At 74.9% G+C, this 21,385-nt stretch carries 15 protein-coding genes; 4 read left to right on the plus strand and 11 right to left on the minus strand.

Translation table 11 applies throughout. From position 1 onward, the window contains the following. Positions 1-9 precede the first annotated feature (9 nt). Positions 10-324, minus strand: a complete 315-nt coding sequence (locus tag ABZ659_RS13205; RefSeq protein WP_360217598.1) for a hypothetical protein — start codon at positions 322-324, stop codon at positions 10-12. 106 nt (positions 325-430) lie between these two features. Between ABZ659_RS13205 and ABZ659_RS13210 the strand changes: the two genes are divergently transcribed. After that, entirely contained in the window at positions 431-1,864 is a 1,434-nt protein-coding gene (locus ABZ659_RS13210) for a hypothetical protein (RefSeq protein ID WP_360217601.1), read from the plus strand. A 4-nt stretch (positions 1,865-1,868) separates the two neighbouring features. Here ABZ659_RS13210 and ABZ659_RS13215 read toward each other — a convergent pair whose 3' ends face one another. The 6 genes from ABZ659_RS13215 to ABZ659_RS13240 form a co-directional block, all read right to left on the minus strand. Beyond that, positions 1,869-4,592: a SpoIIE family protein phosphatase gene (locus ABZ659_RS13215; RefSeq protein WP_360217604.1), complete on the minus strand. Its 2,724-nt coding sequence runs from the start codon at positions 4,590-4,592 to the stop codon at positions 1,869-1,871. 232 nt (positions 4,593-4,824) lie between these two features. Further along, the gene (locus ABZ659_RS13220) at positions 4,825-5,253 is read right to left on the minus strand and encodes an ATP-binding protein (protein WP_360217607.1); all 429 of its coding nucleotides are present in this window, start codon (positions 5,251-5,253) and stop codon (positions 4,825-4,827) included. A 59-nt stretch (positions 5,254-5,312) separates the two neighbouring features. Next, positions 5,313-5,735, minus strand: coding sequence for an NUDIX domain-containing protein (locus tag ABZ659_RS13225; protein ID WP_360217610.1), 423 nt, complete (start codon positions 5,733-5,735; stop codon positions 5,313-5,315). 39 nt (positions 5,736-5,774) lie between these two features. Then, entirely contained in the window at positions 5,775-5,966 is a 192-nt protein-coding gene (locus ABZ659_RS13230) for an SPOR domain-containing protein (protein ID WP_360217613.1), read from the minus strand. Between the two features lie 360 nt (positions 5,967-6,326). Then, positions 6,327-7,079: a GntR family transcriptional regulator gene (locus ABZ659_RS13235; protein ID WP_360217616.1), complete on the minus strand. Its 753-nt coding sequence runs from the start codon at positions 7,077-7,079 to the stop codon at positions 6,327-6,329. Positions 7,080-7,192: 113 nt separating this feature from the next. Next, positions 7,193-8,404: a DUF4190 domain-containing protein gene (locus tag ABZ659_RS13240; protein WP_360217619.1), complete on the minus strand. Its 1,212-nt coding sequence runs from the start codon at positions 8,402-8,404 to the stop codon at positions 7,193-7,195. Positions 8,405-8,531: 127 nt separating this feature from the next. On the opposite strand from ABZ659_RS13240, the gene ABZ659_RS13245 reads away from it, so the two are divergent. Beyond that, positions 8,532-9,758, plus strand: a complete 1,227-nt coding sequence (locus ABZ659_RS13245) for a serpin family protein (protein ID WP_360217622.1) — start codon at positions 8,532-8,534, stop codon at positions 9,756-9,758. Between the two features lie 7 nt (positions 9,759-9,765). Here ABZ659_RS13245 and ABZ659_RS13250 read toward each other — a convergent pair whose 3' ends face one another. After that, positions 9,766-11,346 carry a S8 family peptidase gene (locus ABZ659_RS13250; protein WP_360217625.1) on the minus strand — a complete coding sequence of 527 codons (1,581 nt, stop codon included), beginning with the start codon at positions 11,344-11,346 and terminating at the stop codon, positions 9,766-9,768. A 380-nt stretch (positions 11,347-11,726) separates the two neighbouring features. On the opposite strand from ABZ659_RS13250, the gene ABZ659_RS13255 reads away from it, so the two are divergent. Next, positions 11,727-11,870, plus strand: a complete 144-nt coding sequence (locus ABZ659_RS13255) for a hypothetical protein (RefSeq protein WP_360217628.1) — start codon at positions 11,727-11,729, stop codon at positions 11,868-11,870. Between the two features lie 12 nt (positions 11,871-11,882). Here the strand turns inward: ABZ659_RS13255 and ABZ659_RS13260 are convergent, their stop codons facing one another. The 3 genes from ABZ659_RS13260 to ABZ659_RS13270 are packed head-to-tail and all read right to left on the minus strand — an operon-like array spanning position 11,883 to position 17,336. Next, positions 11,883-14,309, minus strand: coding sequence for an ABC transporter substrate-binding protein (locus tag ABZ659_RS13260; RefSeq protein WP_360217631.1), 2,427 nt, complete (start codon positions 14,307-14,309; stop codon positions 11,883-11,885). Positions 14,310-14,322: 13 nt separating this feature from the next. After that, the gene (locus ABZ659_RS13265) at positions 14,323-16,452 is read right to left on the minus strand and encodes a bifunctional serine/threonine-protein kinase/ABC transporter substrate-binding protein (protein WP_360217634.1); all 2,130 of its coding nucleotides are present in this window, start codon (positions 16,450-16,452) and stop codon (positions 14,323-14,325) included. Then, the gene (locus ABZ659_RS13270; protein ID WP_360217637.1) at positions 16,452-17,336 is read right to left on the minus strand and encodes a hypothetical protein; all 885 of its coding nucleotides are present in this window, start codon (positions 17,334-17,336) and stop codon (positions 16,452-16,454) included. Before ABZ659_RS13270 ends, ABZ659_RS13265 begins: the two co-directional genes overlap by 1 nt. Positions 17,337-17,740: 404 nt before the next feature. Between ABZ659_RS13270 and ABZ659_RS13275 the strand changes: the two genes are divergently transcribed. Then, the gene (locus ABZ659_RS13275) at positions 17,741-21,328 is read left to right on the plus strand and encodes a LamG domain-containing protein (RefSeq protein WP_360217991.1); all 3,588 of its coding nucleotides are present in this window, start codon (positions 17,741-17,743) and stop codon (positions 21,326-21,328) included. Positions 21,329-21,385 lie beyond the last annotated feature (57 nt).

Raw genomic sequence — 21,385 nt, forward strand, 5'->3', positions numbered from 1 at the left:
GACGGGCGGTCAGGGGGCGGGCGTGGACTGCCGTGCCCGCCCCGGCCGCTGGGCCAGCACCTGTACGAACAGGCCCGCCGCGAAGCACGCCATGCTGCCCAGCGCGAGGACGGCGTACCCGGTCTCCGACCCGTCGTACGAGCCCAGCGACACCGAACCGCCGAGCCCGGCACCGGCCGCCAGCGTGCCGTACCCGTACAGCCTCGGCCGCGGGATCCGCCCGCGTCCGTACGGCGGCACCCACCCCGTCACGGCCCCGGTCACGCCCATGGCCACGGCGGCCACCACGACCGCCACGGCCACCGTCAGCAGCATCCCGTACATACCGCACACCCTCCCAGCCGGGCGGAGGCGGCGTCGAGAGCGCGGACGGTAACGGAGGCGGCTCCAGCGGTCGCGGGCCGCCATTCCTGGTCATACGCTCCCACATGTGACGCCATCCTTGATCGGGGGCCGGACGCGGCGGGGACGGGGACAGATAGCCGCGCGCATCGCCCAGGGGCTGCTCGGGGGTGCCATAGCGGTGCTGTGGCTCTGCCTGGTGCTGCCGAGGGTGACGCCTCGGGCGCGGGGCCCGGTCGCGGGCGCGGCGGTGCGGGAGGACGACGGGACGCACACCGCCGACCTGGTGCTGCCGCTGGTGGCCGCGGTGGCGGTGCTCGCGCTCGCCGCCTACGGGTACGTACGCCGCACCCGGCGCGCGGCGACCCGGACGACGCCCGGTGGGGCACGGACCGCCGCGGCGGGCGGCGCGCCGCTCACCGAGCTGGACGCGCGGGCCTGCGCGGCGCTCGTCGAGGCCGACGACGGTCTGCGCGCCGGCCGCGTGGAACTCGGCTTCGCCGCCGCCCGCTGCGACCCGGCCGCCCTGGAACCGTACGAGCGGGCGGCGCGGGCGGCCGGGACGGAGCTGCGGGCGGCGTTCGCGATCCGGCAGCGCTACGACGGTGGCGTCCCCGGCGACGAGTCGGCGCGGCGCCACGCGCTCGCCGGGATCGTCGGCCGGTGCGCGGAGGCGGGTCGGCGGCTGGACGCGGAGGCGGCCGGGCTGGCGCGGCTGCGCGGCCTCGACCGGGCGCCGGGCGCGGCCCTGGAGGTCGCGGAGGGACGGTTCCGGGAGCTGGCGGGGCGTACGACGGGGCTGTCGGCGACGCTCGACGCGCTGCGGGAGCGGTGCACGCCGGGCGCCACGGCGTCGGTGACCGGGTACCTCGAACTGGCGAAGGACCGGCTGGTGTTCGCCACCACGCGGCTCAACGAGGCCCGGCAGTCCGCCGACCTCGGCCAGCCCGAGCACACCGCCGGGCACCTGCGCGCCGCCGAGGACGCGATTGCCGGGGCCGCCGTCCTCGTCGCCGCCGTCGACCGGCTCGCCGGTGAGCTGACCGCGGCGGCGGAGCTGCTCCCGGCCGCGCTGACGGGGGCGGAGGCGGAGCTGGCGGGGGCCAGGGAGCGGGCGGCGAAGGGCTCCCCGGGGGTACCCGTGGGGGAACTGCGGGCCCGGGTCCGGCAGGCGGACGTGGTGCTGGGCTCCGTACGGGAGGAGCTGACGGCGGGGCGGGCGTACGACCCGGTGGAGCTGCTGCGCCGGACCGTGCGGGCGGTGCTGCCGGTGGCGGACGGGCGGGCCGGGGTGGTGGGGGCCGCCGCGCTGCTGGTGGCGCGGCACGCCACGGCCGCCGCGGACGACTTCGTGGCCACCCACCGGGGCGTGGTCGCCGCCGAGGCCCGCACCCGGCTTGCGGAGGCCCTGCGGCTCCTCGCGCCCGGCCCGGAGAGGGACCTCCTCGCGGCCGACGACCTGGCCCGGCACGCCCGCCACCTCGCGGAACAGGACGTCCGCCTGCACGGCACGCCCCGCTGAGGGCTCAGAACAGGCTCAACAGGGCCTCGGCGGGGTCGGCGAGGGTGGTTTCGCCGTCCGGGAGGGGGAGTTCGAACCAGACCGTCTTGCCGCGCGGGGTGCGCCGGGAGCCCCACGCCGCGGAGAGCAGGCCGACGAGCTGGAGGCCCCGGCCGCCCTCGTCGGTGTCGCGGGCGCGGCGGCGGCGCGGCTGCACGAGTCCGGCGTCCCAGACCTCGCACACCAGGGTGCGGTCCAGCAGCAGCCGGAGTCTGATCTCGCCCTCGCCGTACCGCAGGGCGTTCGTCACCAGTTCGCTGACCAGTAGTTCCGTGGTGTCGACGAGGGGTTCGAGGTCCCAGCCGAGGAGCTGGTCGCGGGCGTACTCGCGGGCCCGGCCGACGCTGCGCGGTTCGCGCGGCAGGGTCCAGTCGCCGACGGACTCGGTGGGCAGGCCCTGGACGCGGGCCATCAGCAGGGCGATGTCGTCCTCACCGTGGTGCGGGTCGAGGGTGTTGAGGACGTGGTCGCAGACGTCCTCCAGGGGGCGCGTGGGGTCGGTGAGCGCGCCGACGAACGCCTGGAGGCCCTCGTCGAGGGGGTGGTCGCGGCTCTCGACGAGGCCGTCCGTGTACAGGGCGAGCAGCGCGCCCTCGGGCAGTTCGACCTCCACGTCCTCGAACGGCTCCCCGCCGACGCCGAGCGGCAGCCCCGGCGGTACGTCGAGCATCAGCGCGGCCTCGCCGGGTTCGACCAGGACGGGCGGCAGATGGCCCGCGTTAGCGAAGGTGCAGCGCCGGGTGACGGAGTCGTAGACCGCGTACACGCAGGTGGCGAGGTAGACCTCGGACAGGTCGGCCTCGCGGGGGCGGCGGGCGGCGCGGGTGGCCTGCTGGATGCCGCCGGGGGTGCCGAGGCCGCGGGCGATCTCGTCCAACTGGGAGAGCACCTCGGCGGGTTCCAGGTCGAGCTGGGCCAGGGTGCGGACGGCGGTGCGCAGCTCGCCCATCGCGACGGCGGCGCGCAGCCCGCGCCCCATCACGTCGCCGACGACCAGCGCGGTGCGGTGGCCGGGCAGTTCGATGACGTCGAACCAGTCGCCGCCGACCTCGCTGGGCCGCCCGGAGGAGACGTTGCCGGGCAGGTAGCGGCAGGCGATGTCCAGGCCGGAGGCGACCGGGTCGCCGGGCGGGAGCAGCGACCGTTGCAGTATCAGGGCGCGTTCGTGCTCGCGGCGGTAGAGGCGGGCGTTGTCGATGCACACCGCCGCCCGCGCCGCCAGCTCCACCGCGAGGTCCCGGTCCCGGTCCCCGAACGGCTCGCTGCCCTTGGTCCGGGCGAACTGGGCCAGTCCTACGACGGTGTCGTGGGCGACCATCGGCACGGCGAGGGTGGACTGGACGAGGCCGCCGTCCTCGGCGGGCACCCGGCGGGGCCGGGCGGTGCGCAGGGCGTCCGCGCAGGGTGAGTTGAAGGGGTAGTGGTGGACGGCGCCGACGGCGACCTGCTGGCCGCTGCCGTAGAAGGGGGCGTCGGAGACGGCGCTGGCGAAGGCGACGCGGCGCAGGTCGGCGCTGCCGTCGGGCAGTCCGGGCGGGGTGCCGTCGCCGATCAGCAGGCCCTGGTAGAGGTCGACGGTGGCGAGGTCGCAGAAGCCGGGGACGACCACGTCGAGGAGTTCGCGGGCGGTGGTCTCCAGGTCGAGGGAGTTGCCGATGCGGGCGCCCGCGTCGTTGAGGAGGGCGAGGTTGCGGCGGGCGGCGGCGGCCTCGCGGGCGGCGGCCCGGCGGGCGGTGATGTCGGTGCCGAGCCAGGCGACGCCGATGGGGCGGCCGGTGCCGCTGTGCACGCGGTAGAGGTTGACGGACCAGTGGCGGCGGTCGTCGGAGCCGGGCACGAAGCCCGTGATGTGCATGTCGGTGATGGAGTCACCGGTCTCCAGGACCCGGCGCAGGGTGGCCGAGACCCGCTCGGCCTCGCCGCGCGGCAGATAGTCGTGGACGCCCTTGCCGCGGTGGTCGTCGGGGGTCCCGCCGAAGGTGGACGCGAACCGCTCGTTGGCGCGGCGCACCCGCAACTCGGCGTCGATGAGCAGGAATCCGAACGGGGACTGGCCGAAGATCGCCTGCGAGGCGGCGAGGTCGGTCTCGATGCTCCGCAGCACGCGGACGTCGACGACGATGCAGACGGCGGCCTTCTCGCCGCCCTCGGCCCGGGTCGGCATCACGTAGATCTCGGCGAGGGCCTCCACCGCGGGCCCGCCGTGCACCGGGTCGGGCAGCCGGACGGGTACGACGCCGGTCCACTCCCGCCCGTCGAGGATCTCGGCCATCTTCCGCTGGCCCTCGACGCGGTGGTCGGGGTCGATGAACGCCTGGATGGGGTCCAGGCCGAGGGCGTGTTCGGCGGCGATGCCGAACAACTGCTCGGCGCGTACGCTCCACTGGTCGACCAGCCCGTCCGGCCCGATGGAGAACGACGCCACCTTGACGTAGTCGTACAGGGACCCCGGCGGGCTGCCCTGCCAGATCGCCTCCCCGCCTGACGCGCCCGCAGCGGCGAGGGCGCCTGCGGCCAACGTCCGTGCGGCGTCGGGGGAGTCGTCGAGGGCGTCGGAGACGGACGTCCCGGCGCGCCGCTCGGCGCCGCCCGGCCTCGCTGGGACCGCGGAAGGGTCCGTCGCCCCGTCATCCCTCGCGCCGTCCGACGGGTCCTCGGACTCCGTGGCCTTCGCTGGTATCTCGCTCACGCGAACCGTCCCCTCCAGCTCACCGCGTCCGGCACCGGTCACCGGGTGCGGCTGCCCGCAGTATCCAGCACTACGGCGCCCCACGACACGGTGTTCACGATCACAACATGGTCCTGGTGCTTTCCGGACCGGGCGGTGACAACACTTCCAGTCTTCTAACCAGCGGACACGCCCTCGAATCACACTGGTCGACAACCGGTAGGGGCGGGGTCGCGCCGGTGTCCGCCGCGGCTCACCCGGGCACCGTCAGTTCGAACCACACCGTCTTACCGGTCTCCCCCAGGCGGGTGCCCCAGCGACGGGTGGTGGATGCCACCAGTTGCAGGCCACGTCCGCTCTCGTCGTCCGGCCGGGCCGCGCGCTCCCGGGGCGGGTAGGGCAGCGGATCGGAGACCTCGACCAGCAGCACCCCGTCCGCCGCGCTCCTGGCGTCCGGGCGCACCAGCCGTACGCCGATGGGTCCGGTGGCGTGCCGCAGCGCGTTGGTGACCAGTTCGCTCACCAGCAGGGCGGCGAGGTCGCCGACACGGTCGAGGTCCCAGCCGTGCAGTTGGCGGCGGACCTCCCCACGGGCGGCGCGTACGGCGCCCGGGTCCGCGGGGAACGTCCATTCGGCGTGGTCGCCTGCGGTGTCGGTCACGCCGACCACTTCCCAGCGCATGAGCCCCACCCCCGTACCCCACGTCCGGTTTCGTGGGGTTAAAGAGGACATACCCGATATCAGGGACCCGGTACACCCAGGAGCGCGAGCGCCTCGCGGACGGCCGGGACGTCCTGGTCGAGCCAGTCGACGTCCCAGACCTCGGCGGGGGTGAGCCAGCGGAGCCGGTCGTGGTCCTCAAGGGGCCGGGGGGCCGCGCTGCCGGGACACAACCGGGCGGTGAGGACCCGTAGGACGTACGGCGGTCGCAGGGGCCACTCCCCCGGGATCCGCTCACCGGTCTCGGCGTCGACGCCGAGTTCCTCACGGAGTTCGCGGACGAGCGCCGCCTCCAGCGCCTCGCCGGGTTCGACCTTGCCGCCGGGCAGTTCCCAGCGCCCGGCCGTCTCGGGGGGCGCGCTACGGCGCGCGGCGAGCAGTCGGACGCCGTCGCCCTCGCCGTCGAGGAGGGCCGCCGCGACCACCACGATCCGTTCGCTCATGCGCCGGAGCCTACGGGAGGGTTGGCGGTCGACCCGCGCTCAGTCCTGCTCGGCCGGGGCCGCCCGGCCGACGCGCTCGACCCAGTAGAGCTGCTTGTGACCGCGGCTGTCGAGGCTGTCGGCGATCTTCTGCGCCTCGGCGCGGGTGGCGTACCTGCCCACGCGGTAGCGGTTGCCGTTGTCGTCCTGCCGTATGACGAGCCAGGGCAGAGTGACCGTGCTGTCGTTCACCGCACCCACCCCCTTCCCGTCCGCGGTCGGTGCCGTGCCCCACCTTCTGACGAAACCGCAATCCGCATATGCCCGAGCGTACGCCTTACCTTCACGGAGCGGATACGGCTTCTCACAAACAGGTACGCAACCAGCCATGCCACAGGGGGCGCACAGCACCGAACGCGCCGCTCCCAGAACCCGGCGCTTCCGGTCAGCGGCATACCGCCGCCCCCTCGGCATCGCGGGAACGACCTGCGAGAACGACCGGAATGCAGTGCCGGCCCGCGGCCTCGGACGGGGTCCGGTGCCGGGGGCAACTGCCGTACGGGCGTGCGCAACCACGCGCCTGTGTGCGCTACTTCACCGACCCGCCGTGGGCTACCTCACGGGCAGGTGGTAGGCGACCCGGTACCGGTCGGCGGGGATCACCACGTCGGCGGTCTCGACGGCGCGGCCGGAGGCGTAGAAGGTGCGTTGCACGACCAGGACGACATGGCCGGGGACGCCGCCGAGGGCCTGCAACTCCTCGGCGAGGCCGGGGCGGGCGCCGACCTCCTCGGTGACGTTGTCGACGACGACGTCGATGGCGGCCATCCGCTCGACCACGCCCATGCCGCCGAGCGGGCCCTCCTCGGGCAGCATCACGGGGGTGCGGCCGGTCAGCGCGAGCGGCTCCCAGGAGGTGGAGAGCATCATCGCCTCGCCCGCCTCCCGGAACACGTACCGCGTGCACATCACCTTCTCGCCGGCCTCGACGCCGAGCCGCTCGGCGATGGCGCCGCTCGCCTCGGTCCGCGCGCTGCTGGACTCCCAGGTGCCGCGGGCGGCGGCGTCGGCCTGCTCCTGGCGGAAGGGGGTGGCGCCGCCGGACGGGCGGTAGCCCGAGCGGGCGATCCGCCGGGGCACCGGACGCTCGCGCACATACGTCCCGGAGCCGGAGCGGCCCTCCACCAGGCCCTCGGCCATCAGCACCTTGCGCGCCTCCAGGGCGACGGTGTCCGAGACGCCGTACTCCTCGCGGATCCGGGCCTGGGAGGGCAGCCGGGTGTGCGGTGGCAGCAGACCGTCGACGATCTTCTTGCGGAGATCACCCGCGACGCGCAGGTACGCCGGCTGCTCACCGAATGTCACTGGCCGCTCCCATCAGGTTGTACAGACAGCCACAGCGTGGCAACCGTGGGTTGGAGCGTGCAAGCAGAGGCCAGGGAATCACCCGATGTGATGACATGCGGGTCGGAAGGGTTTTACACGTCCCCCGTGGCCTCCCCGGGGTCCTCCCCGTAGAGGTACGCCGGTGGTGACGTGTCCAGGCCAAGCGCCTCGCGCGCGGTGACCGTCGCCTCGCCGTCGTAGAAGCCGTACGCCTTGTCGTAGTGCTCCCAGTAGGTCTCCGGGTCGGTGGCCGTGCCCGCCTTCCGCCAGTGTCCGCGCGCCGACTCCAGTTCCTCGAGGAGCGCGGTGAGGGGCTGCTCGGTGTCGGACCGCCAGGTGTGGTCGCGCAGGACGTCGGCCTGCTCGCCGAGCACCTCCTCGACCTCCTTCGCCCACTTCCGGTTCCCCGGCAGGTCGTCCTCGGGGTACTCCTCGGGCTCGGTGTCCAGCACCAGGTCGACGGCGCGCACCGCCTCCAGGTACGCGAGCTGGTCGACGTCGAAGTCGGCGCCGTCGTGGCGGAGCGAGCCGGTCAGCTTGCCGCCCTCGTCGGTGTCGCCGAAGACGCAGGTGATCTCCCGGTCGCCGAGCCGCCAGCTCTCCGAGGTGGGTGCCAGGTAGTAGACGTCGACGTCGTCGGGGACGGCCCAGCTGTCCAGGGCGTAGTACCCCATGAGGGAGTAGCACTTCTCGTCGGCGACCCCCGTGACGTGGTCGTCGCCGGGGTAGTCGCCGTCGCCGTCCGGCAGGGTGACGGTGGCGAAGACCTCGCCGTCGTGCTCGCCGGAACAGGGCACGGTGTCCACGTCGTAGGTCACCCCCTGGAGGGAGCCGGAGGGGGTGTCGAAGCAGTCGCCCTCGTCCAGCGAGAAGCTCGCGCCGTCCCGGACGCCCTCCTTGACCCCGTCCCAGAAGCTGGACGCGGCGCCCGTGCCCAGGACCAGCGCCCACAGCAGCACCCCGGCCGACGACAGCGCCGCCCCGGTGACGGCCAGTGACCTGCCCCGCTCGCCCTTGCGCCGGATCTGCGCCAGCGCGACCAGCCCGAGCACCAGCCCGACGCCGGGCAGCAGGCACAGCACGCCGAAGACCAGGGAGGCGACGGCGACCCCGTTGAGGGGCGGCTGCGGAGCCGGGGGCGGGAAGGGGAACGCGTACGGGTACGCCTGGGGGTGCGGGTACGCCTGCGGCTGCGAGTACGGCGTCGGGTGCGGGTACGGCGGCTGCGGCGGAGCCGGGTACGGGCCCTGCCGGCTCTGCGGGTCCGGGGGCGGGAAGGGCCCCGGGGGCGGAGGAATGGACACGTGTACCGTGCTCCCGGTCGTGACGGTGGCTGGACGCGCGCGCGAAGGGCGTGCGCGGCTGGGCGCATCGTAAGCGGGCGGGCGAGGTCGGCGCTGGGGTGCCCCCGTGCCGGGGAGGGCTGGGGGCGTGGGACAGCTGGCGGCGCGGGCGGCCGTGGGCGCGGTGAACGGGCTGACCGCCCGCTGGGCCGGGACGGTGGCGCGGGACCGGAACACGGCCTTCGCGGCCCCCGGTGTCTGGCCGCTGCTGGCGTTCCTGGCGGACGGCGCGGACGGCCACGCGCGCGTGGAGCTGGCGGACGCCCTCGGCGTGCCCGCGGACCAGGCGGCGTCGGCCGCGCGCCAGGTGCTCGCCACGCTGGACGGGGTGCCGGGCGTCGACTCCGCCCTCGGACTGTGGACCCGGCGGACCGTGGAGCCGCACGCGGCCTGGCTGGCCGGGCTGCCCGCGCGGGCGCACGGTGTGCTCACCGGGGACGAGGCGGCCGACCAGCGCGCCCTGGACGCCTGGGCGGCGGAGCGGACCGGCGGGCTCGTCGACCGGCTGCCGGTGGCGCTGACCGACGACACCGAACTGGTGCTGGCGAGCGCGCTCGCCGTGCGCACCGGCTGGCTGCGCCCGTTCCGGGACCGGCCGTTCATCCCGGAGACGGGGCCGTGGCGGGACCGCGTGCTGCCCGGCCTCCTCCGGGTCAGCTCCGTGCTGGACCGGATCGGCGTGGCGGACACGCCGGACGGCCGGGTCACCGAGCTGAAGGTGCTCGGGAACACCCCGGTGGACGTCCATCTCCTCCTCGGGGAGGAGCTGATGACGCCCGGTCAGGTGCTGGGCGCGGGCCTCGGACTGCTCACCCGCGCGTATCCGTTGGTGCCGGGCGGGCAGTTGCCGTACGGGGAGGCGGGGCCCGGGGTGCGGGTGGTCCGGGAACTGGACACGCGTCCGGCGCCGCCCACGCTCGACGTCACGACGGTGGCGTTCGACCTCACGGCACACCACGACCTGCTCGCCGCGCACCGCCTGTTCGGGCTGACCACCGCCCAGGACACCGGCCGCGCCCACTTCTCCGGCGTCAGCGACTTCCCGCTGGCCGTCGGGTCGGCCGCGCAGTCCGCGACGGCGAGCTTCGGGGAGCGGGGCTTCGAGGCGGCGGCGGTGACCGCGGTGGCGGCGGTCGCCGGTGCTGCCGCGCCCGCCCCGCGCTACCGCACCACCACCGTCGAGGCCTGCTTCGACCGCCCCTTCGGCTTCCTCGCCGTGCACCGCAGGACACGGCTCGCCCTCGTGGCGGGCTGGGTCGGTGACCCGGGAACCCACCCCGAGGGCGAGGAGACTCACGATCCCTTCGGCGTCTGACCTCAGGTCAGAACTGGAGCGCCCAGGAGTCGATGCGTCCGGTGTCGTAGTTGGCGTTGTCGCTGACCCTCAGCCGCCAGGTGCCGTTGGCGGCCTCCGAGGAGGCGTTGACGCCGTACGTGGTGTTGATGTTGTCCGCGCTGCCGCCGGAGCCGTACGACTTGAGGGTGTACGCCGTGCCGTCGGGCGCGATCAGCTGGACCTGGAGGTCGCCGATGTACGTGTGCACGATGTTGACCTCGACGGCCAGGCTGGACGGCGCGTTGCCGGAGACGCCGGAGACGGTGATCGGCGACTCGACGGTGGAGTTGTCGGCGATCGCGTAGTCAGCGGTGTTCTCGAAGCGCGGTCCCGGCGGGGTGGTGGGTCCGCCGCCGACGTACAGCAGGCGGTTGGGGGAGCCGCTGCCCGGGTTGGAGACGACGTTCGGGGTGGCGGCGGAGACCAGCGCCGAGGAGACCTGGGCGGGCGTGGCGGCCGGGTTGTCGGCCAGGTACAGCGCCGCGGCACCGGCGACGTGCGGGGTCGCCATCGACGTACCGGAGATGGTGTTGGTCGCCGTGTCGCTGGTGTTCCAGGTGGACTTGATCGACGAGCCCGGCGCGAACAGGTCGAGGACCGTGCCGTAGTTGGAGTAGCTGGCGCGGGCGTCGCTTGAGGTGGTGGCGCCGACCGTGATGGCCTCCGTCACGCGCGCGGGTGAGCGCGTGGAGGCGTTGGTGGACTCGTTGCCCGCGGCGACGGCGAAGGTGACACCGGAGGCGACCGCGTTGCGTACGGCGGTGTCCAGCGCGGAGTCGGCGCCGCCGCCGAGGGACATGTTGGCCACGGCGGGCTTGACCGCGTTGCGGGCCACCCAGTCGATCCCGGCCACGACCTGAGCCGTCGTACCGGAGCCGGAGTTGTTCAGCACGCGGACGCCGACGACGCGGGCCTTCTTGGCGACGCCGTAGGAGGTACCGGCGACGGTGCCCGCGACGTGCGTGCCGTGGCCGTGGCCGTCCTGGGCGGTGTTGTCGTTGTCGACGGCGTCGTAGCCGTAGGAGGCCCGGCCGCCGAAGTCGCTGTGGGTGATGCGGACACCGGTGTCGATGATGTACGCGGTCACGCCCTGCCCGGCGGAGTCCGGGTAGGTGTACGAGCTGTTCAGCGGGAGGTTGCGCTGGTCGATCCGGTCCAGGCCCCAGGAGGGCGGGCTGGGCTGGGTCGCGGCGATGGTGAAGGTGCGGTTCTGCACCACGGAGGCCACGGCCGGGTCGGCGGCGAGACGTTTCGCCTCGGTCTCGGACGCCTCGACCGCGTAGCCGTTGAGGGCCTTGGTGTAGGTGCGCTCGATGCTGGCGCCGTACTTCTTGGCCAGCGCGCGGCCCTCGGCGCTGCCCGAACGGGCCTCGTCCGCCTTGAGGGTCACGATGTAGCTGTCGGCGACGGCGTTGGCCGCGCCCTCGTACTGGATGTGGCCCTGGGCGGGGGCCGCGTCGGCGGGCAGCGCGGTCATGAGGCTCGCCGCGAGCGCCGCGGTGGCCGCGATGCCGGTCGCGGCCAGTCTTCGACGGACGTGGAAGTGGGGAGTACGCATCACTGCCATCTGAGGGGTCCTCCTCAATCGGTGGTGCGTTGGTGGTGCTCCGGTGGGGGGTGGTGCGGGATGGCGCTGACGCACCGGCGGAGACCGACAGTGATCAGGTCCATGTCAACCCGATCAATCGCGGAGGGCACGGCGTGGTGCGCCGCGCCGAACACGTGCGTCAGGCGAAAGATTGAGGGATCCACAGGAATTGCACAAGGGGCCCCGCGCTCATCGGAGCGTGGCGGGCGTTGTCAGTGGGTCCCGTCACGGTGACGGGGACTTGACCGAAAGAGGCCGTCCGGCGAGGGAGCCGGGGCCCTGCCCGGCGCCGGTGCGCTCCCGCCCGGCCGGCCCCACCGCGCGCGGCACCAGGTGCGGGACGGCGGTGCTCGTCCTTGGTGAGCGGGCTCCGCACCGTCTGCCTGGACGACGGCCCCGGCGACCACCGCCCCCGGCGCGCCCACCGGCCGCGTCTGGGCGACCTGGACCCGGTCGTCGCCTCCGAACTCCGTGCCGCCCTCACGGAGGTGACCACACCGTGACCCCGCCCCGGCTCACCGCGCGCCCTTGACCTCGTCGTGCCGTCCGAGGAGGCGGAAGGCGCCGTCGCGGACCTGGTAGAGGAAGTTCGTGCCGAGGGGCTTCAGGACCTGGGTCTTGTCCTGGCTGAAACTGAGCCGCTTGGCCACGCCGTCGTGGGAGACACGGAAGATCCGCTCGGCGATCCGGCCGGGTTCGACGTCGGTCTCCCCGCCGAGGGCGGCGATCGTACGGGCCACCAGCTCCACGGCGTCGTACGCCTCGGCGGCCCAGCGGCCGGGATCGTCGCCGTAGCGGCGGCGGTGGGCGGCGGTGAACGCCTTGGCGGCCGGGGAGGTGGCCGACTGCGGTGCGGTGTACGGGGCTCCGAAGACCCAGCCCTCGGCGGCGGCGCCCGCCTCCGCGAGGAACTCGGGCCGCATCACGGGCTCGTACGCGGCCCGGGGCCCGGTGAAGCCCTCGGCCGCGAGCACGCGGGCGCAGGCGGCGGCGCGGCGCGGCCCGGTACCGGCGAACACCACGGCCTGCGGCCGGTCGGCGAGCGCGGCGCGGACGGCGGGGCGGAAGTCCTGGTCGGCCGCCACCGGGTAGGCCGTGGCCGTGCCCTCGGCGGGTGGAGTGGCCTCCATCTGGCGGGCGTTGTCCCAGGCGGTCGCACCGGAGGCCCGGTCCTCGATGACGGCGGTGCGCTCGGAAGGCCGTACCCGGCTCAGGTAGTCGAGCAGGGCCAGGTGGCGGTGGGCGCCGTTCGCCCGGGTCACGCACAGGGTGCGCAGTTCGCTGGTGGACAGGGTGGTCGCCGCCGTGTCGACCGACACGAGGACGACCGGCAGCTCGGCGGCCCCGTACAGCGGCGCCGCGGCCTCCGCGGTCGCGGTCGCCGTGGGCCCGAGGACGGCGCGCACCCGGGGGTCGTCCAGCACCTGGCGGGCGACCCGTCTGGCGCGGGCCGCGTCGCCCGCGTCGTCGTGGGTGGTCAGGGCGAGCCGGAAGCGGGCGTCGGGGCGGGCGTTGTGCGCGGCGACGGCGAGGCGCGCCCCGTGCTCGTGCGCCGTGCCCGTCTCCCGCCCGGGACCGCTCAGGTCGGCGTGCAGGGCGAGGGTGTGGGTCGGCAGCTCCCCGGAGGAGCCGCCGCCCGCCGGGGACCCGCGCCGGGACAGCAGGACGGCGGCCCCGGCGGCGGCGACCACGGCGGCCACCGAGCCGCCGACCGCCAGCACCCGCCGCCGCGAGGTCCCGGCCGGCGGCTCCGCCCCGGCCCCCTCCCCGGCCCTGGTGGGCGGCTCCGACCGGGGCGGCGGCACCAGCGCCCGCGCCGACCGCTCGGCCACGAGGCGCAGCAGGTCGGGGGGCAGCCAGTCGCCCTCCGGTTCCGCGGCCTGGGGAGCGCCGAGGGGTGCCGACGTGGGGGCGATCCCAGACGCCGGGGCAGGCGCCACCGCCGACACCGCGGGCTCGGGCCCCGCCGCGGGCTCGGGCCCCGCCGCAGGCTCGGGCCCCGCCGCAGGCTCGGGCCCCGCCGCAGGCTCGGGCCCCGCCGCAGGCTCGGGCCCCGCCGCAGGCTCGGGCCCGGCGGTGACCGCGGGCGCGGGCGCCGACCCGCCCGTCCCCCGCCCCGGCGGCCCCCACCCCCGCAGCACGTCCCGCACCTCCCCCGCCGTGGGCCGCCCCTCGGGCTCCTTGGCCAGGCACCGTCTGATCACGGCGCACGCCGACGGCGGCAGCGCGCGGTCCAGGCCGGTCAGGTCCGGCTCCTCGTGGACCGTGCGGTACAGGACCGCCGCCGGGTCGCCGGTGCCGAACGGCCGCCGCCCGGTCGCCGCGTACGCCAGCACGCAGCCGAGGGAGAACACGTCGCTCGGCGGCCCCACCGCGCTGCCGGAGGCGCGGGCCTGCTCGGGGGAGAGGTAGCCCGGCGTGCCGATGACCGCGTCGGGCGCGGTGAGCGCGGTGGTCCCGGCGCCCTGGGCGATGCCGAAGTCGATCAGCCGGGGCCCGTCCCGGGCGAGCAGGATGTTGCCGGGTTTGACGTCCCGGTGGACCAGTCCCGCCGCGTGCACCTCGGTCAGCGCCGCCGCCAGCCGGACGCCGAGGGTGCGGACGGTGGCCACGGGCAGCGGACCGTGGCCGTCCACCGCCTCGGTGAGGGCGGGGCCGGGCACGAAGTCGGTGGCGAGCCACGGCTCGCGCGCCTCCGTGTCGGACGCCGTCACCGGCACCACCCAGCGCCCGTCGAGCCCGCTGGCCAGCCGCACCTCACGGCGGAACCGGGCCCGGAACGCCGGGTCAGCCGCGTGCTCGGCGCGGACCGTCTTCAGCGCGCGCAGCGCACCGTCCGGGGTGCGGGCCAGGTAGACGGTGCCCATGCCGCCCGCGCCGAGCCGGGCCAGCAGCCGGTGCCCGCCCAGGGTCTCGGGGTCGTCGGCCCTCAGCGCGCGCATACCGCTCCCGCCGTCACGCGGCGTTCACCGGGCCGACGTAGGTGAACCGCCCGTCGTCGACGCGGAGGTGGTGGACCGTGTTGGTCCTGAGCCGGTTGCTGTCGTTGAACTCGTAGGTGGTGACCTCTCCTTGGTACCGGGCCTTGGCGACGGCGTCCGCGATCCGGGCCCGGCTGGGCCGTCCGTCGCCCCCGGCGGCGAGGGCGGAGAGCCGGTCGGCGAGCAGCCAGGTGGTGTCGTACGCCTCGGCCGCCCAGACGCCCGGCGCGCCGCGGTACCGCTTCCGGTAGGCGGCGGCGAAGGCGCGGACGGACTTGGCGTCGGGCGGGACGTACGAGGTCAGCGTCTGCCAGCCGTCCGCCGCGGCGCCCGCCGCGGCGGTGAACCCGGCGGTGGCGGAGTCCGCGTCGAGGAACCGCGGCCCCGTGAAGCCGCGTTCGGCCAGGGCCCGGGCGACCTTGGTGGCGCGTTCGGCGGTGCCGGTGTAGTAGAAGCCGTCGATGCCGTGGTCCAGCATGTCGTCGAGGACGGAGGTCACGTCGGGGGCGGCGGCGGGCACGACCCGGGTGTAGAGGTTCAGCCGCACGGTCGTGGCCGCGCTGCGGGCGATGAGCACGTACTCCATGCCGAGGATGCCGCCCGCGCGGTCGACCAGCAGGCCGGGCCGGAAGGACCCCTGGGTGCCGAGGGTGGTGACGGTGGTGTAGGCGCCGTACGCGGCGACGGGCGCGGTCTGGAAGTAGCGCTTGGCCTGGATCAGGGTCGACACCGTGGCGCTGGTCGAGGTCTCGGAGACGGTCAGCAGGGGCAGTCCGGCGGCGTTGTAGATCTCCAGGGCGGCAGCGGCGGAGTCGTAGCCGGTGGGGCCGACCACCGCGAGCAGCGCGCGGTCGCCGGTCAGGTCCCGGGCCACCTGCCGGGCGCGGGCCGGGTCGCCGCCGTCGTCGGCCACCCGCAGTCCGAGGTCGAACGGCCTGTCGTCCCGGGCGTTGAACTCCGCCACGGCCAGCCGCGCGGCCCGCTCCTGCGCCTGTCCGGCCTGCCGCTGCGGTCCGCTGAGGTCGGCGTGCAGCCCGATCGTCCAGGGCTGGGTCGCGGACGGCTTGTCGTCGTCCCCGCTCAGCGCCGCCCACAGTCCCGCGCCACCGCCCGCCGCGAGCAGCAGCGCGCCGCCCGCGCCGAGCGCGAGCACCCGGCGGCGGCTGGGCGCCTTCGGTCCGCCGTCGGAGAGCCGGGTCGGTTCGATGCCGGGCAGTGCCAGCATCTCGGCGGCCCGCGCGGCGACCATCGCGACTACCGGGTCGGGCAGCCAGCCGATGGCCCCCTCGGGGGCGTCCTCCACCAGCGCCTCGTCCACCTCGGCGGCCGAGGGCCGGTCCCCCGGCTCCTTGCCGAGACAGCGTCCGAGCAGTTCCCGCAGCTCCGGGTCGGGTACGGCGTCCAGCTCCGGGTCGTCGTGGACGGTGCGGTACAGCAGCGCGTCGACGGCCCCGGTGCCGAACGGCGCCCGCCCGGTGGCGGCGTAGGCGAGCACGCAGGCCAGCGAGAACACGTCGCTCTGCGGGCCGACCCGCTGCCCGCGCGCCTGCTCCGGGGAGAGGAAGCCGGGGGTGCCCACCACCAGGCTCTCCGCCGTCAGCGCGGTCTCCTCGACCGCCGTGGGCCGGGCGATGCCGAAGTCGATCAGCCGGGGGCCGTCGGGGGCGAGCAGCACGTTGCCGGGCTTGACGTCCCGGTGTACGAGTCCCGCCGAGTGCACCGCGGCCAGCGCCCGCGCCAGCACCTTGCCGAGCACCCGCACCGCCCGCCCCGGCAGCGGCCCGCAGGCGACGACCGCCTCGGCGAGCGAGGGTCCGGGCACGAACGCGGTCGCCAGCCACGGCACCTCGGCCTCGGTGTCCGCGCCGAGCACCGGCACCACCCACGGGCTCTCCACGCGCCGCGCGGAGGCGGCCTCACGCCGGAACCTGGCGCGGAACTCCGGCTGGTCGGCGTACTCGGGCTGGATCGCCTTGACGGCGGCGAGGTCCCCGCCGTCCTCCGTGCGGGCGAGGTACACCACGCCCATCCCGCCCGCGCCGAGCCGCCCCAGCAGCCGGTGACCGCCGAGCCGCGAGGGATCGCTGGGAAGCAGCCGCTCCATCAGGCGCCCTCCCCGGGGTCCTCGGACTCCCCCGACTTCTTGGAGTCCTCCCCCGCGTCCCCGACCGGCCGCCCGATCGCGTCCTGCACCCGGACCATCATCATCGGCCCGGCCGTCCCGGCGAGGGCGTTCAGCTCCTCCTCGTCCTGCCCCCGGCCCCCGCACACCGAGGTGCTGACCACCACCGGCCCCAGCTGCAACTGGTTCCACCAGTACGGGTACGGCCCCCCGCGGGTGTCGCTGACGCACGCGCCGGTCTCGTACAGCATGTCGTCGCTGTGGTTGTTGGCCCCCTCGCCACCCGCCTGCGCCTGCGACGTGAGGCCGGTCAGCCGCTCCCCCTCGCTCAGTGTCTGCTCCTCGCAGCCGAGGGCCTCCTCCAGCATCCCGGCCTGCTCCCACGCCGCGTCGAGCGCCGTGCGGTGGACCGTGACGGTGGCCGACATCCGGGCCTCCCCCTTCCTGCCCGCGGCGGGCACGGCGTAGTGCCGGGTCAGGGTGGCCAGTACGTCGTCGGGCAGCTCCTCGCGCTGCCACACACAGTCCTCGCCCAGCACCGCCCACCGGCTCGGATCGCTCTCGTACGGGGTCCCCCGCACCGCCTTGGAACCGAACATCTCCGGTCCGCCCAGCACCTTCCGGATGAGCGTCCGCGCCTCGTCCGCGGTACCGGGCAGCTTGGCCGGATCGGCCTCGACGGTGGGCGCGGTGACGGGGCGCGGCTCGGCCTCGGCGCCGGGTGCCGCGGACGCGCTCGCCCGTGGAGACCCGCTGGCCGCGCCGCTGGACCCGCCCCTGCCGCCGTCCCCGTCCGTGCACCCCGCCGTCAGCGCCCCGCACACCGCCAAGGCGCAGCAGACGCCGAGCACCCGTGCGTGCTCCACGCCCTCACCCCCTCCTCCGGTTCCCCGGCGACCGCGGTCGACGGCCGCCCCCTGCCGGTACCGATGCCACGGGGGTCGCCTGCGGTTCCGCTCCCCGGGCGTCAGTACGGCCCAACTCTCGCTGAGTGGAAGCCAGTTCGGAAGGCACCGGGAGACGCGGGGCGCCCATCGCGCGGCTGTCGCCTCCCCCGTCCCTCCCGCCTCTCACGTCACAGTTTGATCACGTAGCGTTTTCTTCACATGTCCATGGCAAATGTTGCCCCGAGCAAAAGTCGCGGTGGGGACTTCGTGAAACCTGGGGTGGGGTCGTGGGCGTGAGACGGGTGCGTCGCTTCGGCGGCGGACGGAGCGGACGGATACGGGCGCTGGTGTCCACGGCGACCGCGGCGGCGGTCCTGGTGGGGCTGCCCGCCTGGGCGCCCGTCGCCCGGGCCGCGGCGGCGGACGAGGCCGGGCCGCCGCTGTCGGAGGGGCAGCGGGCGCTCGCCGAGGCCGCCGAGTCGGGCGAGCGGGTCGAGGTCGTCGGGGAGCGGTCGGAGCGGACGACGGTCTACGCCAACCCGGACGGGTTCACCTTCACCCTGGAGGAGTCCGCGGTCCCGGTCCGGGTCGCGGCCCCCGACGGCGGCTGGCGGACGCCCGACGCCACCCTGGAGGTCCGCGCGGACGGGACCGTGGCGCCGAAGGCCGCGGCCGTCGACATGGCGTTCTCCGGCGGCGGGCGCGGCGCGCCCCTGGCGAGGATCACGGCACAGGGGCGGTCCCTCGAACTGGGCTGGCCGGGCAGGCTGCCCGAGCCCGAACTCGACGGGACCGAGGCGCTGTACCCGGAGGTGCTGCCCGGCGTCGACCTCAAGGTCACGGCGTCGGTGGAGGGCTTCCGGCACGTCCTGGTGGTCAGGACCCCGCGGGCCGCCGCGTCGCCGGAGCTGAGGGAGATCGACTACACCCTGGGGACCACCGGTCTCGACGTCGTCAAGGGCGCCGCGGGCAACCTGACCGCGGTCGACGACGACGGCAACCGCGTCTTCCGCGCCCCGCCCGCGCAGATGTGGGACTCCGCGGGCACCGAGGCACCGGAGCCCTCCGGCGCCCGGACCATGTCCCTCACCGCGGCACCCGCCCCCACCGCGACCGGGAACGCCGCGGCCGGGTCCACCGAGCCCACCGCGGGCGACCACGTCACCACCATGGACGTCAAGGTCTCCGACTCCGCGCTGACGGTGGTCCCGGACGCAGGGATGCTCACCGGCACCGGCGCCGCCGACTTCCCGCTCTACATCGACCCGACCGTGACCTGGGGCGAGTCCGAGCGCACCCTGCTGCGCAGCGACGGCTACGAGTCGTACGGCTGGGGCAACGGGGACGACGGCCTCGGCAAGGGCGTCGGCAAGTGCGGCACCTGGTCGGGCTACTACTGCGGGCCGGGCTACGTGCAGCGGCTCTACTTCGAGTTCTCGCCCGCCAGCCTGAAGGGCAAGCAGGTGCTGGACGCCACCTTCCGGGTGACCGAGCCGTGGGCGTTCCAGTGCGACCCGCGGTGGGTGGACCTGGTCCGCACCAACAACATCTCCTCGTCCACCACCTGGTCGTCGCGGCCCACCCACCTGGACCTGATGGGCGACCGGCACGTCTCGGCGGGCCGGGGTTCGCTGTGCGACCCCGACTCCCCGGACGCGCCGATCGAGTTCAACGACAACCCCGAGGAGACCAACGAGAACCTCACACCGACCGTGGAGAGCTTCGCGGCGGGCAAGTTCTCGCGCCTGACGCTGATGCTGAAGGCCCACGACGAGACGGACACCTCGGCGTGGAAGCGGTTCAAGAACGACGCCGTGCTCTCGGTCGACTACGTGGGCCTGCCCGCCAAGCCCACCGGCATCGGCCTGGTGACCGGCTCCGGCACGGTGTGCGAGACGGCCGAGTCGGACCCGGCGATCGTCTCCGACCCGACCCCGGGCCTCACCGCCACCACGCAGACGGCGTCGGGCGGCGAGAAGGACGCCCAGCTGCGGATCTACTTCGACGTCGACCACAAGAACACCGACGGCACCTGGTCGGACACCACCGCGGGCGCCGGCGACCTGCGCCCCTCCAGCGGGTACGTCGGCGACGGGGTGAAGCTGTCCATGTCCTGGTCGACGCTGACCGAGGGCAAGCTCTACCGGTACCGGGCGTGGGTCCGCTCGTACTACGACAGCGGCGGCAGCTACCTGTCGGGGCCGTCGAACGCCTCGACGACCGGCTGGTGCTACTTCAAGGTCGACCCGACCGCGCCCAAGGCACCGCGGATCTCCGTGGCCGGCCCGTACTCCGTGTGCACGGACACCGCGTGCGCGCCGGGCGGCGGCCCCGGCCAGCAGGCGACGCTCACCTTCGCGCCCGCCACCGGGGACGCCAACAACGTCGCCTACCAGTACAAGCTCTCCTCGGCCGACGCCTGGTCGACGGCGGTCGACGGCTCGACGGTGACCCAGGCCGTCACCCCGGCCCGCTCGGGCACCCACAGCGTGTACGTCCGCGCCCAGGACGACGTCGGCCGCTGGGGCGCCCAGGGCGTGGTGGACTTCCTGGTCGCCTCGGGCGCGGGGCCGGTCGGCCGCTGGCACTTCGACGAGGCGAGCGGCGCCGCCGTCGACGCGGCCACGGCGGACGGCACCGACGACGCGACCCTGGGCGGTGGCGCCGTACGCGACGACCGGGGACGGCGCGGCCTGCTCACCCACGACGCCGAGGGACAGCCCCTGCCGGAGCTGGTCACCGACCAGGGCCTGGCGCTGGACGGCACCACCGGCTACGCGGAGACCAGCGCGCCGGTGCTGGAGACCCGTTCCGCCTACACGGTCTCGGCGTGGGCGCGGCTGGACCGGGGCGACACCAACGCCTCCGTGCTGGCGCAGCCCGGGGCCGACGGCAACACGTTCATGCTCTGGTACCTCGCCGACGTCAAGCAGTGGTTCTTCGGCGTGCTCGACCCGGACGGTTCGACCGTGCGCGGGCGGTACTCGGTCTTCCCCGCCCAGACGGGGGTGTGGACGCACCTCGCCGCCAGCTACGACCCGTCCTCGGGTGCGCTGGTCTTCTACGTGGACGGCCGCCGACAGGGCCAGCCCCTGACGGTCACCAGCTCCTGGGCGTCCAACGGCGGCCTGCAGATCGGCCGTTACAAGTTCCCGAGCGGCAGCTCCACGTACCACTTCCCCGGTTCGATCGACGAGGTCGCCGTCTGGCAGCGGGTGCTGACGCACGAGGAGGTCGCGGACGAGACCCGGCTGCTGGTCTCGGAGAACTACGCGGGCGTCGAACTGGTGGCGGACTGGAACGCGGCCCGGGGCAGCGGCACGACCGTCGCGGACACCACGTCCGGCTACGGCCGCGACCTGACCCTGACCGGCGGCGCGTCCCTCGCGGGCGAGGCCATCGTCCTGGACGGCGTGGACGACGCCGCCACGACGGCGGGCCCGCTGGTGTACGACCACGCGCCGTTCACCGTGAGCACCCTGGTCGAGCTGGACTCGGCGAAGCTGCTGACCAAGGACGTCGGGTACACCGGCCAGGTGCTCGGCCAGCGCACGGCGGACGGTTCGGCCTGGGGCTTCTGGTACGAGCTGACCGGCAAGGACACGGTCCTCGACGAGGAGACGCTGGAGGAGCACACGGTGCCGGTCGGCCTGTGGCACTTCGGGCGGCTCAACGCCGACGGCACCTGGTCGTCGGTGGTCTCCGACGAGGTGGCGGCGCTGGACAGTCCGGTGCGGCTGACCGGGACCTACGACTCGGTGTACGGCACGATCACCCTCTACCTGGGCTACGGGCGCAACGGCGAGCCGAAGGCGTACACCGTGCAGCTCGGCACCGGGGACTTCGCCATCGGCAAGGGCTTCACGGGCGGTACGTGGAAGCACTTCCTGCCCGCCCGGGTCTTTGAGGTCCGGCTGTGGGCGGGGGCGATGGCGAGCCCGGAGCAGATCGAGACCCGCGTGGGCGACTGAGGACGCCCGTGCGGCGCCGCCCCCGACGGGCGGCGCCGCACGCACCACGAGCTGACT

Origin of the sequence: Streptomyces sp. NPDC006997, from assembly GCF_040635175.1 — a bacterium.
In the GTDB taxonomy this organism is placed as follows: domain Bacteria; phylum Actinomycetota; class Actinomycetes; order Streptomycetales; family Streptomycetaceae; genus Streptomyces.